This window comes from Flavobacterium sp. 9AF, assembly GCF_902506265.1.
Classification (GTDB): domain Bacteria; phylum Bacteroidota; class Bacteroidia; order Flavobacteriales; family Flavobacteriaceae; genus Flavobacterium.
In genome coordinates this window covers 2,273,073-2,290,430 of record NZ_LR733556.1, presented here as the reverse complement: position 1 = coordinate 2,290,430, position 17,358 = coordinate 2,273,073, and the positions used below count along the sequence as shown (strand labels likewise).

Annotated in this window: 17 protein-coding genes; 8 read left to right on the top strand and 9 right to left on the bottom strand. The window is 31.5% G+C overall.

What is annotated here, in order from left to right:
• Positions 1-7 precede the first annotated feature (7 nt).
• The 8 genes from rplB to rpsL all read right to left on the bottom strand — a co-directional run bounded on the left by rplB (position 8) and on the right by rpsL (position 6,010).
• On the bottom strand, positions 8-832 hold the full coding sequence (gene rplB, locus HALO113_RS10300) for a 50S ribosomal protein L2 (protein WP_159778944.1): 825 nt from the start codon (positions 830-832) through the stop codon (positions 8-10).
• A gap of 6 nt (positions 833-838) precedes the next feature.
• Positions 839-1,129 carry a 50S ribosomal protein L23 gene (rplW, locus tag HALO113_RS10295; protein ID WP_159778943.1) on the bottom strand — a complete coding sequence of 97 codons (291 nt, stop codon included), beginning with the start codon at positions 1,127-1,129 and terminating at the stop codon, positions 839-841.
• Between the two features lie 8 nt (positions 1,130-1,137).
• A complete protein-coding gene (gene rplD / locus HALO113_RS10290; protein ID WP_159778942.1) occupies positions 1,138-1,767 on the bottom strand; it encodes a 50S ribosomal protein L4 in 630 nt (209 codons plus the stop codon).
• A complete protein-coding gene (gene rplC, locus HALO113_RS10285) occupies positions 1,767-2,384 on the bottom strand; it encodes a 50S ribosomal protein L3 (RefSeq protein ID WP_159778941.1) in 618 nt (205 codons plus the stop codon). The genes rplD and rplC overlap by 1 nt, the downstream gene beginning before the upstream one ends.
• A 229-nt stretch (positions 2,385-2,613) precedes the next feature.
• Complete coding sequence (gene rpsJ, locus HALO113_RS10280; protein ID WP_045968439.1) at positions 2,614-2,919, bottom strand: 30S ribosomal protein S10; 306 nt, start codon at positions 2,917-2,919, stop codon at positions 2,614-2,616.
• A gap of 11 nt (positions 2,920-2,930) precedes the next feature.
• Positions 2,931-5,087, bottom strand: a complete 2,157-nt coding sequence (gene fusA / locus HALO113_RS10275; protein ID WP_159778940.1) for an elongation factor G — start codon at positions 5,085-5,087, stop codon at positions 2,931-2,933.
• Between the two features lie 17 nt (positions 5,088-5,104).
• Positions 5,105-5,581, bottom strand: coding sequence for a 30S ribosomal protein S7 (rpsG, locus tag HALO113_RS10270; protein ID WP_130734238.1), 477 nt, complete (start codon positions 5,579-5,581; stop codon positions 5,105-5,107).
• Positions 5,582-5,602: 21 nt separating this feature from the next.
• Complete coding sequence (rpsL, locus tag HALO113_RS10265; protein ID WP_159778939.1) at positions 5,603-6,010, bottom strand: 30S ribosomal protein S12; 408 nt, start codon at positions 6,008-6,010, stop codon at positions 5,603-5,605.
• Positions 6,011-6,283: 273 nt separating this feature from the next.
• On the opposite strand from rpsL, the gene HALO113_RS10260 reads away from it, so the two are divergent.
• The 6 genes from HALO113_RS10260 (at position 6,284) to rlmB (ending at position 15,318) form a co-directional block, all read left to right on the top strand.
• The gene (locus HALO113_RS10260) at positions 6,284-7,945 is read left to right on the top strand and encodes a hypothetical protein (RefSeq protein ID WP_159778938.1); all 1,662 of its coding nucleotides are present in this window, start codon (positions 6,284-6,286) and stop codon (positions 7,943-7,945) included.
• Between the two features lie 95 nt (positions 7,946-8,040).
• Positions 8,041-11,196 (top strand): SusC/RagA family TonB-linked outer membrane protein, encoded by a 3,156-nt coding sequence (locus HALO113_RS10255; RefSeq protein ID WP_159778937.1) that lies wholly within the window; start codon positions 8,041-8,043, stop codon positions 11,194-11,196.
• An 11-nt stretch (positions 11,197-11,207) separates the two neighbouring features.
• Positions 11,208-12,632, top strand: a complete 1,425-nt coding sequence (locus tag HALO113_RS10250) for a SusD/RagB family nutrient-binding outer membrane lipoprotein (protein ID WP_159778936.1) — start codon at positions 11,208-11,210, stop codon at positions 12,630-12,632.
• A gap of 10 nt (positions 12,633-12,642) precedes the next feature.
• A complete protein-coding gene (locus HALO113_RS10245) occupies positions 12,643-13,575 on the top strand; it encodes a hypothetical protein (protein ID WP_159778935.1) in 933 nt (310 codons plus the stop codon).
• A gap of 13 nt (positions 13,576-13,588) precedes the next feature.
• Positions 13,589-14,518 (top strand): Calx-beta domain-containing protein, encoded by a 930-nt coding sequence (locus HALO113_RS10240; protein ID WP_159778934.1) that lies wholly within the window; start codon positions 13,589-13,591, stop codon positions 14,516-14,518.
• A gap of 62 nt (positions 14,519-14,580) precedes the next feature.
• Positions 14,581-15,318: a 23S rRNA (guanosine(2251)-2'-O)-methyltransferase RlmB gene (gene rlmB, locus HALO113_RS10235; RefSeq protein ID WP_159778933.1), complete on the top strand. Its 738-nt coding sequence runs from the start codon at positions 14,581-14,583 to the stop codon at positions 15,316-15,318.
• A gap of 13 nt (positions 15,319-15,331) precedes the next feature.
• On the opposite strand, the gene HALO113_RS10230 is transcribed toward rlmB, so the two are convergent.
• Positions 15,332-16,087: a rhomboid family intramembrane serine protease gene (locus HALO113_RS10230; RefSeq protein WP_159778932.1), complete on the bottom strand. Its 756-nt coding sequence runs from the start codon at positions 16,085-16,087 to the stop codon at positions 15,332-15,334.
• A gap of 85 nt (positions 16,088-16,172) precedes the next feature.
• Here HALO113_RS10230 and HALO113_RS10225 point away from each other — a divergent pair, with 85 nt between their 5' ends.
• Positions 16,173-16,736, top strand: a complete 564-nt coding sequence (locus tag HALO113_RS10225; protein ID WP_159778931.1) for a Crp/Fnr family transcriptional regulator — start codon at positions 16,173-16,175, stop codon at positions 16,734-16,736.
• Positions 16,737-16,836: 100 nt separating this feature from the next.
• Positions 16,837-17,301 (top strand): inner membrane protein YiaA, encoded by a 465-nt coding sequence (yiaA, locus tag HALO113_RS10220; RefSeq protein ID WP_159779597.1) that lies wholly within the window; start codon positions 16,837-16,839, stop codon positions 17,299-17,301.
• Positions 17,302-17,358: the final 57 nt, after the last annotated feature.

Below are 17,358 nucleotides of genomic sequence, written 5' to 3'. Positions count from 1 at the left end.
TATCTAATTATTTCTTTCTACGTTCTACAATATACTTATTACTTGGGTTAACTTTAGAACGAGTTCTATAACCCTTAGCAGGTAAACCTTTTCTTGAACGAGGGTGACCTCCTGATGAACGTCCTTCACCACCTCCCATTGGGTGATCAACAGGGTTCATTGCAACTGGTCTTGTTCTAGGTCTTCTACCTAACCATCTTGATCTACCAGCCTTACCTGAAACAACCAATTGATGATCAGAATTCGATACCGCCCCAATAGTAGCCGAACAAGTCAACAAGATTAATCTTGTTTCACCTGAAGGCATTTTAATTGTAGCATACTTACCATCTCTTGCCATTAATTGAGCAAAAGTACCTGCAGAACGAGCAATAACAGCTCCTTGACCTGGTCTTAATTCGATACATGAAATAACTGTACCTAAAGGAATTTTACTTAAAGGCAATGTGTTTCCTATTTCAGGAGACGCATCTGGACCAGAAACTACAGTTTGCCCAACTTGTAAACCATTCTGAGCAATAACATATGTTTTAGCTCCATCAGCATAAGCCAATAACGAAATAAAAGCTGAACGATTTGGATCATATTCTATTGTTTTAACTGTAGCTGGAACACCAACTTTTGTTCTTTTAAAATCAATAATACGATACTTTTGTTTATGACCACCACCTACATAACGCATGGTCATTTTTCCTTGACTATTTCTACCTCCAGAGTTTTTTTTCGGTGCAATTAATGAACGCTCCGGCTTATCAGTTGTAATAGTGTCAAAGCTATTCACAACTCTAAAACGCTGACCTGGGGTAATAGGTTTTAATTTTCTAACTGACATTTTCTATTAGATATTAGTATAAAAATCTATTGTTTCTCCTTCTTGTACTTGAACAACCGCTTTTTTATAAGCATTAGTTTTACCACTGATCAAACCACTTTTAGTGTATTTTACCGATCTATCAGCTCTATAGTTCATTGTATTAACACCAACAACATTCACACCATATGCTGCTTCTACAGCATTCTTAATTTGAATTTTATTAGCTTTTTTATCTACTACAAAACCAAAACGGTTAAAAACTTCACCATCTTTAGTTATTTTTTCAGTTATAATAGGCTTAATAATGATACTCATAACCTTAATTATTTACTTAAATTATCTTCAATTCCGCTTAAAGCACCCTCTAAAACAACTAAATTATTAGCATTTAAAATACCATAAGTACTTAATTCTGAAGAAGTTACTACTGATGACGTCTTTAAATTTCGTGACGACAAATATACATTTTTATTTGAATCACCCAACACAAATAAAGATTTTTTATTATCTAACCCTAAAGCTTTCAATACATTAATGAAATTTTTAGTACTTGGTGTTTCAAAATTAAAGTCTTCCAAAACTATTAAATTAGACTCTTTTGCTTTCAAAGAAAGAGCCGATTTTCTAGCCAATCTTTTTAAATTTTTATTCAATTTAAAAGAATAATTTCTTGGTCTAGGACCAAAAACAGTACCCCCTCCTTTAAATAAAGGATTTTTTGCACTTCCTGCACGAGCTGTACCTGTTCCTTTTTGCTTTTTAATCTTACGTGTACTACCAGTTACTTCAGCTCTCTCTTTTGACTTATGAGTACCTTGTCTTTGATTTGCTAAATACTGTTTTACATCAAGATATACAGCATGATTGTTTGGCTCAATTGCGAATACCGAATCAGAAAGTTGAACTTTTCTTCCAGTATCTTTTCCGTTGATATCTAATACTTTTACTTCCATTATTTCTGAATGATTACATAAGAGTTTTTATGTCCTGGAACACATCCTTTAACAACTAAAAGATTTTTATCAGCAACAACTTTTAAAACTTTGAGATTTTGAACTGTAACGTTCTCACCACCCATTCTACCAGCCATTCTCATTCCCTTAAATACTCTTGAAGGATAAGAAGATGCTCCAACAGATCCAGGAGCTCTTAAACGATTATGTTGTCCATGAGTTGATTGACCAACACCACCAAAACCGTGACGCTTCACTACCCCTTGAAAACCTTTTCCTTTAGAAACACCCTGAACATCAACAAATTCCCCTTCGTTAAACAAATCCACAGTTAGCACTTCCCCTAACTTGTAATCTTCTTCAAAGTACTTGAATTCAACAACTTTCTTCTTAGCAACTGTACCAGCCTTTTTGAAGTGACCTTCTTCAGCTTTTACAGAATGCTTTTCAGTTTTGTCATCGAAACCAAGCTGAAGAGCACTATACCCGTCAACCTCATTGGTTCTGACTTGGGTAATAACACATGGACCAGCCTCGATAACAGTACAAGGAATATTCTTCCCGTTCTCATCAAAGATACTAGTCATGCCAATTTTTCTTCCGATTAACCCAGACATATAAAACTAATTAATTAATTAAACTATTTTAACTTTTACACATATAAAATATATGCACTACCTCATTTTGAGGGTGCAAATATATAATTATTTTTTAATTCTCGCAAAAATAATTAGTTACCTATTTTACAAACAAAAAAAGGCCTTTATTTTTTTATTAAAAAAACCGTAGTACTAACATACTAACGGTTTTTCATATTATTTATACTGTTTTATTACAGCAAAAAACTTACACTTTAATTTCTACTTCAACTCCACTAGGCAATTCTAATTTCATTAAAGCATCAATAGTTTTAGAAGAAGAACTATAAATATCTAACAATCTCTTGTAAGAACTCAATTCAAACTGTTCTCTAGACTTCTTATTAACGTGTGGCGAACGTAAAACAGTAAAGATTTTTTTATTAGTAGGTAATGGAATTGGCCCAGTAACTACAGCACCTGTACTTTTTACAGTCTTTACGATTTTTTCAGCAGATTTATCTACTAAATTATGATCGTATGATTTTAATTTTATTCTGATTTTTTGACTCATTTTCTTAAGAATTAAGCGTTACCTTTTGCTTTTTTAATTACTTCTTCTGAAATATTAGATGGTGTTTCAGCATAGTGAGAGAACTCCATTGTAGATGTTGCTCTACCTGAAGACAAAGTTCTCAAGGTTGTAACATATCCAAACATCTCAGATAAAGGAACATCAGCTTTGATTGTTTTTGCTCCTGATCTATCTCCCATGTTATTAACCTGACCTCTTCTTCTGTTCAAGTCACCAACAATATCACCCATATTTTCTTCTGGAGTAATAACCTCAATTTTCATAATCGGCTCTAGAATTACAGCACCAGCAGCTTTAGCTACCTCTTTATAACCTAATTTAGCAGCCAATTCGAAAGATAATGCATCAGAATCCACAGGATGGAAAGACCCATCCAACAAAGTAACTTTCAAGCTATCAACAGCATATCCAGCTAAAGGACCTGATTTCATTGCTTCTCTAAATCCTTTTTCAACAGCAGGGATATACTCTTTAGGAACGTTACCTCCTTTAACCTCGTTAACAAATTGTAATCCCATTGCTGGTTTACCATCAACTTCATCCGCAGGCTCTAATCTGAAAACAATATCACCAAATTTACCACGACCTCCAGATTGCTTTTTATAAACCTCTCTATGCTGAGCAGACTTAGTAAACGCTTCTTTATATTCTACTTGAGGCTCACCTTGATTTACTTCTACTTTAAACTCACGTTTCATACGGTCTACCAAGATATCCAAGTGTAGCTCACCCATACCAGAAATAATAGTTTGACCTGAAGCCTCATCTGTTCTAACAGTAAAAGTTGGATCTTCTTCAGCTAATTTTGCCAAAGCCATACCCATTTTATCAACATCTGCTTTAGTTTTAGGCTCAATCGCAATACCAATTACTGGATCAGGGAATTTCATAGACTCAAGAATAATTGGGTGTTTTTCATCACACATTGTATCTCCAGTCTTGATATCTTTAAATCCAACAGCAGCACCAATATCTCCAGCTTCAATAAATTCGATTGGATTTTGTTTATTAGCGTGCATTTGATAAATACGAGAAATACGCTCTTTGTTTCCAGAACGAGTGTTCAAGATATAAGAACCAGCATCCAAACGACCAGAATAAGCACGGAAAAAAGCTAAACGACCCACATATGGATCAGTAGCAATTTTAAAAGCTAAAGCTGCAAATGGCTCTTTTGTATCTGGACGACGTAAGATTTTCTTTTGATCTTCTTCCAATAAATCAGCATCATCAGGATGAATACCTTCAATACCTTCTTTATCTAATGGAGACGGCAAATATTTACATACAGCATCTAACATGAACTGAACTCCTTTGTTTTTGAAAGAAGAACCAGCAATCATAGGGATAATTGCCATATCTATTGTTGCCGCACGTAAAGCCGTATTAATTTCTTCCTCAGTAATAGAGTTTTCATCCTCCATATACTTATCTAATAAATTCTCATCGTAAGTAGCGATTTCCTCTATAAGAATTGAACGATATTTTTTAACATCATCCACCATATCGGCAGGAATATCAATAATATCAAATGTAGCACCTTGTGTTTCATCATGCCATACAATAGCCTGATTTTTAACCAAATCAACAACACCTTTAAAATCTGCTTCTTCACCAATTGGCAAAGTAATTGCCACCGCATTAGATTTCAACATATCTTTTACCTGTTGACAAACTGCTAAAAAGTTAGACCCTTGACGATCCATCTTATTAACAAATCCCATACGAGGAACTCTATATTGATCAGCTAATCTCCAGTTTGTTTCAGATTGAGGTTCCACACCATCAACTGCAGAAAACAAGAAAACCAACCCATCCAATACACGTAATGAACGATTAACCTCTACAGTAAAATCTACGTGCCCAGGAGTATCAATAATATTAAAATGATAAGCTTGTGACTCTGGTAATAATTTACCTTGCTGAGTTGGAAAATTCCACTCACAAGTTGTAGCAGCAGAAGTAATAGTAATACCTCTCTCTTGCTCTTGAGCCATCCAGTCCATTGTTGCAGCGCCATCATGCACCTCCCCAATTTTATGTGATTTCCCAGTATAAAAAAGAATACGCTCAGTTGTTGTAGTCTTACCCGCATCAATATGAGCCGCAATTCCTATATTTCTTGTATATTTTAAATCTCTAGCCATTTCTTTTGTTTTATGAATTAAAATCTAAAGTGAGAGAAAGCTTTATTCGCTTCTGCCATTTTATGAGTATCCATTCTTTTCTTAACAGCAGCACCTTCTTCTTTAGCAGCAGCTAAAATTTCAGAAGCCAACTTACTAGCCATTGATTTTTCATTTCTTTTTCTTGCATATAAAATCATCCATTTCATAGAATAAGAAATTTTTCTATCAGGACGAATTTGCATTGGTATTTGAAATGTAGCCCCTCCTACTCTTCGAGAACGAACTTCCACATGAGGCATAACATTAGTTAATGCGTCTTTCCAAATTTCCAATGCAGTTTTTTCTGCATCTTGCTTTTTAGTTTCTACAATGTCTAATGCATCATAAAAAACCTTAAAAGCTGTTGATTTTTTACCATCCCACATCAAATTATTAACAAAACGTGTCACTAACTGATCGTTAAATTTTGGATCCGGTAAAAGAGGTCTCTTTTTAGCCTGTCTTTTTCTCATGTCTTTTCTTTAAAAGATTAATTACTTTTTCTTTCCAGTTGTTGCAGGTGCTTGTCCTGGTTTTGGACGTTTAGCTCCATACTTAGATCTACGTTGTGTTCTACCTGCTACTCCAGCAGTATCCAATGCACCACGAACGATGTGATAACGTACACCTGGTAAATCTTTTACCCTTCCACCTCTAACTAATACTATCGAGTGCTCTTGTAAATTATGTCCTTCTCCAGGGATGTAAGCATTTACTTCATTACCATTTGTTAAACGAACACGGGCAACTTTACGCATTGCCGAGTTTGGTTTTTTTGGTGTTGTAGTATAAACACGCGTACAAACCCCTCTTCTTTGAGGACAAGAATCTAAAGCAGCCGATTTACTCTTCTTAGTTATTTTGGCTCTTCCAGTTCTTACTAATTGTTGAATTGTTGGCATAATTGTTTATAAAATTACTAAAATTAATCCCCCTGATTCTATTTAAGGGGGTGCAAATGTAATTATATTTTTTTACAAAACAAATCTAAATTGTTTATTTTCAAGCTTATTAAAATTTTATTAACAAATATTTAATCTACATCGAGATTTACAATAAAAACTCGGGTTATATTTTAATCAGAAATCATTAAAAAGCATACTCTAAATTAGTTAAAAAGCCCTCAATAAACTCAAATCAAAATTTATTTAGCAAATTTGCGTTATTTTACAACAATGAGATTATTATACATAATATTATTCTTTATCAACTCAGTATACCTACAGAGTCAATCATTACAACTCAATATCAATGGAAAAACTAATAAAGAACAAAAAGTAATAGACAGTATTTCTTACACAAAAAAACACATTACAGTAAGCAGTATTATAGATGAAGTAAAAAAAATTGATTCAATATTAATAAGGATTGGCTATATAAATCATACCATTACCAAACAAGAAAAGATTAATGACAGTACATTTCTATACCAGTATCACTTAGGCAACCTTATAAAAAAAACTATCATAACAACTCGCAACATTAATGCGGAGTATAAAAACTTATTATCCATTCAAAAAGACACATTATCAATTCCTTTTTTTACAACTGAAAATTGTATAACCAATAAACTAAAAGAATTAGAAAAAAAAGGATATCCATTAGCCAAAATATCATTAACAAACCATCAGATTAAAGACAACGTCTTATATTGCGACTTACATTTCGAATTGGATTCAAAAAGAATGGCAGATGAAATAATCATACTTGGTTATGAAAAATTTCCAAAGAACATAAAAATTCAACTTAATAAATATATTAAAAACAAAACTTTCAATCAAAATTTAATATCAAAAATAAATAATCAAATAAATTCCCTTAATTATGTAAAACAATTAAAATACCCTGAAATTTTATTCACAGAAAATTCCACAAAAATCTTCACATACATAACCAAAACGAAATCCAACAAATTTGACGGCTTTATTGGATTTGCTAACAACAAAGAGGAAAAACTAGTTTTTAATGGCTATTTGGATCTCCTTCTTATTAACACCTTAAATTCTGGTGAAAAAATTAAATTTTTCTGGAAAAACAATGGCAATCAAGAAACTCTCTTTTCAATAGAAAATGAACTTCCATACCTATTTAAAACAAAACTCGGAATACAATCAGAATTAAACATTTTCAAACAAGATTCAAGCTTTCAAAATACAAAACTAAATTTAAATTTATCTTATCATTTCTCATTTAATCAAAAAGCATTAGTAGGCATACAAAAAACCACCTCTGTTGATATACAAAATATCAATTCAAACAATCTCCAAAACTTTCAAAATGTATTTTATACATTTGGTTATGAATACAACGAAAAAAACAACATTAATCAATTTAACGAACAAAAGACAAGGTTCGATTTTAAATCTGGATTAGGATATCGCACAAATAAAACAGAAAATAATACACAATATTTTGGACAAATCGAAGCATCTCGATTAATTGAATTAAACGATAAAAACAATATCTTAATTAAAAGCAATACTTACTACTTAAATAGCGACAATTACTTAACTAACGAACTTTATCGCTTTGGAGGGATTAATTCCATAAGAGGATTTAGAGAAAACTCTCTACAAACCAACTTTTTTTCCGGAATAATGACCGAATATCAATATTCAACATCTCCAAACTTACAATTATATTCTGTTTTAGATTATGCTTACACTCAAGATAAAACAATATTAAAAAATAACAAACTACTAGGAACTGGATTAGGAATCAAACTACTAACAAACAACGGATTACTTCAAATAATCTATTCTAATGGAAGTTTAAATAACCAAAAAATAAAACTTTCAAACTCAGTTATTCAAATTAGTTTTAAAGCAATTTTTTAATATTAATAATACTAAATGTTAAAAAAATATTAAATAATATTAGGATTAAAAGCTTTTTTTTTTGAATTTTGGGCAACTAATTCAAATTAACAAATATGAGGTCTAAATTTAACGTATTACTAACTGTATTAGTAGTAATGTTAGGGCAAATTGCTTTTGCTCAGGTAAAAACTGTCTCTGGTACAGTTGTAGATCAAAATGGGCTCCCATTACCAAGTGTCGCAATTCAAGAAAAAGGATCAGGCAATGGTACACAAACCGATTTTGATGGTAATTTTAAAATTGATGTAAAACAAGGTTCTATTCTTGTTTTTAGTTATGTAAGCATGAAGACACAAGAAGTTATTGTAAATTCTACAACTTTAAAAGTGACTTTGCAAGAAGACATAACTACATTAGAAGGAGTTGTTGTTACTGCTCTAGGAATCAAAAGACAAGAAAAATCCCTAGGTTATGCAAGCCAAAACATCAAAGGGGATGAAATGACTGAAGGTAGAGAATCTAACGTTATAAATTCTCTATCTGGAAAAATTGCGGGTGTTCAAATAACTAGCAGTAGCGGATCTGTTGGGTCTTCATCTAGAATTATCCTTAGAGGTATTTCATCCATAACAGGAAATACAGAACCTTTATTCATAGTTGACGGAGTACCAATGGACAATACTAACTATGGAAATGCAGGTTCAGGAGGAGGAAGGGATTTGCCAAATGGTATCTCAAATATAAACCCAGATGATGTTGAATCGATTGAAGTTTTAAAAGGACCAACTGCAGCAGCTTTATATGGTATTAGAGCTGGAAACGGTGCAATAATCATAACTACAAAAAGAGGAAAAAATTCAGAAAAACTAGGTGTAAGCTTTAATACAAACATAACTTTCAGTAATCCTTTGGTTTTACCAGATTATCAAAATTCCTACGGACAAGGAAGTGATCCAAACGGAGGATCTATCGCAAATTACTTCGAATATGTGGACGGTGCAGGAAGTGGTACTGGCGATGGTGTAGATGAAAGTTGGGGAGCACCTTTAGATTCTGGATTAGAATTTGTACAATGGGATTCTTTTAAATATGGTGGTGGAGCATCTCCATGGATTTCACATCCAGATAATGTTAAAAACTTCTTCAATACAGGTTTAAACATTAGCAATACTTTAGCATTTCAAGGAGGAAATGAAAAAACAACTTATAGATTATCTGTAGGTAATAGCGACCAAAAAGGAATGGTTCCTTTTACCGATTTCAAAAAAGTTAATATTGGCTTAAATGGTTCTCACAAAGCATCAGATAAATTATCAACCAATTTCAGTTTAAACTATGTAAATGAAAAAAGTAATAATTTACCTACGGTAGGTTATAACTCAGAAAACGTTATGCAACAGTTTATTTGGTCAGCAAGGAATATTAATTTTTCAGATTTAAAAGATTGGAGAAATTTACCATTATCTCCATCATATGACAATCTATCAGCTCAAGTTCCTATTAACTGGAATAATAATTTTCAAAACAACCCATATTGGGTTCTTGAAAACAACAAAAACACTTATTCAAGAGATAGAATATATGGCAATGTAGGAATGAATTATGATTTTTCTGATAAATTTGGTGTATCTGGGAAATTAATGATAGATCAATTCTCTCAACAAGAATCATTAATAAAAGCAGTAGGTACAAATGAAACTATTGATGGATCATTTCAAAGTGTAGCTAGAAGCTATAGAGAAACGAATTTGGAATTTTTAGCAAAATATAATAATTCATTAGGAGAAGACTTTAAATTCAATTTGAATTTTGGTTCAAATAGCATGAGAAGAATTAGAACGTTTAATTCTGGACTTGCACCTGCACTTGAATTACCTTTTTTATACAACTTATCGAACTTAAAAACAGGTTCAATTGCTCAACAAACTAATAATTACCAAGAGCAAAGAATTAATAGTTTACTTGGATTCGGAGATATTTCATACAAAAATGCAATCTTTTTAAACTTAACAGCTAGAAATGACTGGGCTTCTGTATTAGCAAAAGAAAACAATTCATTCTTCTACTATTCAGCAACATTATCTACCGTTTTAACGGATTTATTAAAGATTGAATCTGAAACAATTAACTTTTTCAAGTTAAGAGGTGGTTTATCTAAAGTAGGAAGATTAGGTGAAATTGGACCTTACAATATCAACACAACATTTGTATTAAACAATAATGGTTGGGGTAATCAAGCAACAAATAATAATACACAATTTAATCCTAATGCTAAACCTGAAAATGTAGTAAGTAGCGAAGTTGGATTTGATTTGTATGCATTTCAAAGTAGAGCAAAACTATCAGCAACATATTATATTCAAAAAAGTAATGACTTATTACTTGCTGCTGACGTTGATCCTGCAACTACATATCAAAGATCTTTTGGTAATTTTGCGCAAATGGAAAATAAAGGTTTTGAAGTTCAATTAGGCGTAAATGTAATTAAAAAGGAAAATTTCTTCTTTGATATAGACTTAAATTTTGCCACAAATAAAAATAAAGTTATAAGTCTGGGCGGCTTAGATTCTTATGAATTAGGAGGGCAATGGGGATTAACTTTACAAGCTCAACCAGGTCAACCTTTCGGTTTATTAGTTGGAAGAGGATTTGAAAGAAATGAAAACGGTGATATAATTTACGAAAATGGTTTACCTGTTGTAGATAATACTCAAAAGATTTTAGGAGACATAAATCCAGACTGGACTGGAGGTATAAATTTAAGTCTAGGTTATAAAGATTTCACATTAAGCTCTCTAGTTGACGCAAAAATGGGAGGCAAAATACATTCAATGACATATGCTTGGGGCAGATATTCTGGAGTTCTTGCAGAAACTCTCTATGGAAGAGAAACAGGAATAGTTGGAGATGGTGTTATTTCAGATGGAAATGGTGGATGGATTCCTAACAATGTTGTTACTGAAGCTAAAAAGTTCAATCAGGCTGTCTATGGCAATAACAATGAAGAAAGCTCAATCTTTGATGCTAGTTATGTTAAATTAAGAGAAGTAAGACTAGGATATAGTTTGCCTAAAAAATGGTTAGACAACACTTCTATAGATAATATTAAATTGTCAGTAGTAGCAAGAAATCTTGCAATTCTTTACAAGAAAACACCTCATATTGATCCTGAATCAGGATTTAGCAGTGCTAATGGAGAACAAGGACAAGAATTTGGTCAATTACCAAGCGCTAGAAACATAGGTTTTAACTTGAATGTGCAATTTTAAAAAAATAAAATATGAAAAACGTTAAATTAATTTTTATACTTTTTACGAGTTTACTTTTACAAAACTGTACGAGTAATTTCGAAGAAGTAAATGTTGACCCAAACAATCCTACTGAAGTGCCTGCACATTTATTCTTAGGAAATATTGTTAGAGTCAATCAGAATGCTATATACGACACATTTGTGGGAGGTGATATGGGTCTATGTTGGGCTCAACATTGGTCAAAAGTACAATATAATGATGAAGAAAAATACCTCCCTAGAAGAGGAGTCATAGATGGAATTTGGGATCAATTATATGCAGATGTAATTTCAGATGCTAAAAGTATGTATACAATAGCAGATAAGGAAGGCAACAATAATCTTAAGGGTATTTCATTAATTTTACAAGCGAATGCATTTCAAATTTTAACAGACATTTATGGTCCTGTTCCTTTCTCAGAAGTTGGTCAAGCTGGGAATTTAAAACCAAAATTTGATAGTCAAGAAGATGTTTATACTGGCATAATTAACTATTTAACTCAAGCGGAACAATTATTAGCACTAAATCAAGGTGAAGTTCCAAGTACTTCTGATTTAATTTATGGAGGAGATATTTCAAAATGGCGTAAATTAGGAAATTCCCTTAAATTTAAAGTTTTGATGAGAATTTCAAACAAAGTTAATGTTAGTGCTAGCTTGCAAGCATTAGTAAATGATGCAAATTTAATGGATTCTAATGAAGATAGTGCTCAATTAATTTATTTAGCTGCTCAACCAGATGCTAATCCAATTTATGAAACTATAATTTTTGGAAATAGAGCTGAATTTAAAAATAGTTCAGTTTTGGTTGATAAATTAACAACTCTTAACGATCCTAGAAGACCTATTATATCACAAACTAATAGCTCTGGACAATATGTAGGAAATATACCAGGACAAGAAAACACAAGTAATTATAATGGATTCTCTTCACCAGGTACATTTTATTTATCTCCAACTTTACCAGGTGTCATTTTATCACATTCACAAGTTAAATTCTTATTAGCTGAAGCTGCCAATAGAGGTTTAATCTCAGGTGGTCAAACAGCTGCATTTAATTATTATCTAGAAGGAATTGAAGCTAGCTTAGTCTTTAATGGAGTTCCACAAACTGAAATCGATGCCTACTTAGCTTTACCAAGTCTTGTATTTACCACTCAAGCAGACGGGAAGGTTAAAATAGGTGAACAAAACTGGATCGCTCTTTATGGACAAGGAGTAGAAGCTTGGACAGAGTGGAGAAGAACTGGGGTTCCTGCACTATCTCCTGCTTTAAATGCAGCAATACCAAGTATCCCTAAAAGATATTATTATCCAACTTATTCTATTAATATAAATAGAGATAATTATTTAGCAGCAATTGCAACTTTATCAAATGGTGATGAATTAACTTCATCAGTATGGTGGATGAATTAAAAAAAATATTATGAAAAAAATCAATTTATACTTAACATTAATTATAGCTGTACTTATAACTTCATGTACAGCCGATAATGATTTACTAACACAAAATGAGAATCAAGGCGGATTAGTAACTGTAAAATCAAAACTTGTTGGTTATGTGGTTGGCAACGGAGATACTTATCAATACAAGGCTAACTTTGATATCATTCAAGGTGAAGAAAAAACAACAAAAGTTGATGTATACAAATTTTTTAGTAAAAAAAATCTTGATGGAAGTTTTACAAATTCAAACAGAACTTTACTAAAGACATTAATCCTAGATACAGGGGTTTCGTTTAATAATTATGAATTCACATTTACTTATCCAGAATTAATACAAGGTTTATCAATTGGTGGTTCTCCACTTCCAACAAGTGATACAACATTACAAATAGGTGAATCTTGGACATTAGTTTTTGTTTCAACTTTGACAGATGGAAAAGTTCTAGAAAATGCTTCTACCGCTAAAGTTGCAGTAGGAACTAGATTTGCTGGTACTTATAAATGCAATTTTGGAGCATATTATAGATTAGGTGTTTTTTCAACTGGAACAGCTGATTGGCCTGGATCTACAACAATTGAATCTGTAGATGAAACCACTTATAAAGTAGTAGAATATTTTGGAATCTTTAACAATAATGAATACTATTTCAATATGGATTCTAATGATGTTATTACTTATCCAGCTAATAGACCTGATGGATCCCCACAATTAGGAAATGGACAACCTTTTATAACTTGTGCAACAAATCCTACTGATTTTGCTGATGTATCTATCGATTGTACATCTACATCAAATAGAGGAGTTAGAGATAATGTGGAAGGTAAAGATAAATTATACATGAGTTATGGATATTTCACTACGGGTTCAGGGCCAAGAGTATTCTATCATGAGTTAGAAAAAATTGTAAACTAAGAGACTAAAAATTATGAAAAATATAAAAATAAAATTGTTAGGATTAGGTCTTCTATTAACAATGAGTTGTAATACTGACGATCATACTGGAGACAGCACAAGAACTACTTCAGATGCTAAAGCTACATTAAATCTAAATTTTTCTCAATCCACAGTTTATAATGAAGAAAATCAAGATGTGTTAACTTATACAATTTCATTAGATAAACCTCAAATTGCTGATGTAGTTGCATACGTTTCTTTAGTAAGCGGTACTGCAACTGAAGGTGAGGATTTCAATTATGATCATTCCATTACAATTCCTGCTTATCAACTTTCAGCTACAGGTTCTATTTCCATTTTATATGATGAAACTTATGAACCAACTGAAACATTTACCTTGAAAATAGGAGATGAAAGATTTGCTAATGCTAATTTTGACCCTCAAGAAATAACTGTTCAAATAGGTAACAGCGATAACTTGAGAATTGAATTAAGTTGGGATGGTACTTTTAATGGTAATAATGGATCAACAGATTTTTGCGATATTGATATGGATTTAGAATTATTAGATTCTGGTGGAAACTATGTGGAAACAAGCTACAGTAGTTGTCCTGAAGAAATCATTATTTCTTCTCTTATGCCAGATGACACATACACATTAGTCGTTAGCTTATGGACAAATGATGGAGAAACCGCTGCAATTAATATTCCTGCAAATGTTGAATTTTCAAAAATTGGTGGGCAAACTCCAACAGAATCATTAGATGTTTCAAATTATTTTCTGCTTTCTGATGGAGGTTTAGATGATGGTAATAGTAATGCTTATATAGAATATACTATAGTTAAAACAGGACAAACTTACACTATAACAGACCAAAATAGTGCTCAAGTTTTTCAAGGTAGGTATAATAATATTTCACAAGCAATAAGGACAAAAATTTTAAATAAAAATAAAAAATAATTAATTTCATATTAAATATTAAAACCACCTCATTTGAGGTGGTTTTTTTATAAATTTGCACCATGGAAAAAGAGAATCAAATATTCGGAATTAGAGCAATTATTGAAGCCATTCAAGCAGGAAAAGAAATCGACAAAGTTTTTATTCAAAAAGAAAATCAAGGAGAATTAATGCAGGAATTGATGAAAACTATGAAAAAGGGCAACATTAATTTTTCATATGTTCCTGTTGAAAAATTAAACAGGTTAACTTCAAAAAATCATCAAGGAGCTGTTGCTACAATTTCTCCAGTATCTTTTTATGATTTAGAAACTTTGATTGAAAAAACAGTAAATTCACAAAAAAGTCCTCTTTTCCTTATCTTAGATCAATTATCTGATGCTAGAAACTTTGGAGCAATTATAAGAACTGCAGAGTGCACTGGTGTTAATGGAATTATTATCCAAAAACAAGGTTCTGCACCTGTAAATGGCGATACAGTTAAAACAAGTGCTGGTGCAGTCTTTAACGTTCCAATTTGTAAAGTAGAACACATTAAAGATGCCATTTATTATTTACAAGCAAGCGGAATACAAACCGTTGCAGCAACAGAAAAAACTGAAAACACACTTTATGATATAAATTTCACAAATCCAACTGCAATTATTATGGGAAGTGAAGACAGAGGTGTAAATCCATCTGTACTAAAAATTGTTGATCATAAAGCGAAACTACCAATGTTTGGAACTATAGAATCTCTAAATGTTTCTGTTGCTTGTGGGGCTTTTCTTTATGAAGCTGTAAGACAAAGAATTATATAAGAAGAAATTACTATTATTTTTTCAACCCCATAAATTCATAAATTACTTTTAAAGAGGAAGTAAAGTAATCTTTTATAGTTTCATCTGGTTTCGGTGGTGGATTGAAATTCCCTTTATCATCAAAATTCTTCATAAAAGAATCATTTTCAGGATTAAAATCTGGTCTTTGCCAATCATAAATTACTGGTTTTCCAAATTGTGGTGTTCTAATAATTAATGCGAGAGATAACCCTGTTAAAAAACCGCTTAAATGACCCTCCCAAGAAATTCCTTTTTCCACATTGGGAAACATATACCAAATCATTCCTCCATATAACAAAACAATTACAAATGAAAGAGCCATTAATCTAAAATATTTAGTAAAAATACCTTTAAAAAATATAAAACTCACTAAAACATAGATTAAACCACTCGCTCCTATATGATAGCTTGGTCTTCCTAATAACCATGTTCCTAAACCCGAAAAAAGAATACCAAAAACAATCACAATGACCGATTGACTTTTGTAAAAAAATCGTAAAAAAAACAATAAGACAAAAAGAGCTATCGAATTATTTGCGATATGACCAAGATTACCATGAATAGCCCAACTAAAGAATATTCCTTTTAATCCAAATTTTTCCCTTGGATAAATTCCATAATGATGAAAATTCAAACCAAAGAATTTTTCAAATACAAAAACAATCCAGAGCAATAGAATAAATATAACTGGAAGCACAAGTACAGACTGAGTAAATTTAAATTGATGATCTTGTATCGTTTGTTTCATAATTTAAAAGCTTTTAATTTGCTACATTATTATTTCAAATATAACACCACTCTTTATTATCCGCTTTTTTGTCATAGAAAGACTAGTGAAAGATTTACTTCAAATATTAAAAAATAAAACGACAATTTCTGAAGAAGATTGGTTATTCATCTCTTCTAAATTACAACAAAAGCAATTTAAAAAAAAAGAGTTTATTATTGAAACACATCAAATTGAAGATAAAATTTATTTTATTCAACATGGCATATTCCGTTTATACATTGAAATGCCGGAAAAAGATGTAACTATAGATTTTGGTTTTCCTAATAATTTTTTAAGCAGCTATTCTTCTTTTCTAACTCAAACCCCAAGTGTAGCCTGTATTCAAAGCCTTACAAAAGGAAAAGTTATTTTTATTACGCAAAAAGATTTGTATGAAATATACCAAAAAACAAAATGCGGTGAATCTATTGGAAGAATTTTTGCAGAAGAATTCTTTAGATACAAGTCTAAAAGAGAATTATCTTTTCTAAAAGATTCTCCCACTGAACGTTATTTAAATTTAGTTAAAGAACAGCCTCAACTAATACAAGAAATTCCTCAAAAATATCTTGCTTCATACATAGGAATTACACCTCAAGCTTTAAGTCGAATTAGAGGTAAAATTTAATCCCTTTCAAATTTGTTAACCGAAGTTCATTGTTTTGTGTAAGCAATCTGTATTTCTTTGTTATTGAATTAAAAAATTAAAAATAATGGAAACAACTCAAATGGAAACTTCTGAAACAAACGTGCTTAAAACAAGAAAGAACATTTTTGAAAACAAAGCTATTAAACCTACAAATGCCTTTATAGGTGCTTCATGGATAGCATTATTAACTGGAATGATTTCATATTGCATTGGTCTATGGAACGCACAAATGGAGTTAAATGAAAAAGGATATTACTTTGCTATCCTACTATTTGGACTCTTCTCAGTAATTTCAGTGCAAAAATCAGTCAGAGATCGAATTGAAGGTATTGCTGTAACAGACATGTATTATGGAATAAGTTGGTTTACAACTTTGGTATCCATATTACTCCTAATTATAGGATTATGGAATGCTGATTTACTGTTAAGTGAAAAAGGTTTTTATGCTATGTCTTTCTTATTAAGTTTATTTTCAGCTATAACAGTTCAAAAAAACACTAGAGATTTACTTGTAGTGACTAAGTTTGAAAAAAATAATGATTAAAATTAAATAAGGTTTGGATAAAAAATTCAAACCTTTATTTTTTGCTAATTTTTAAAT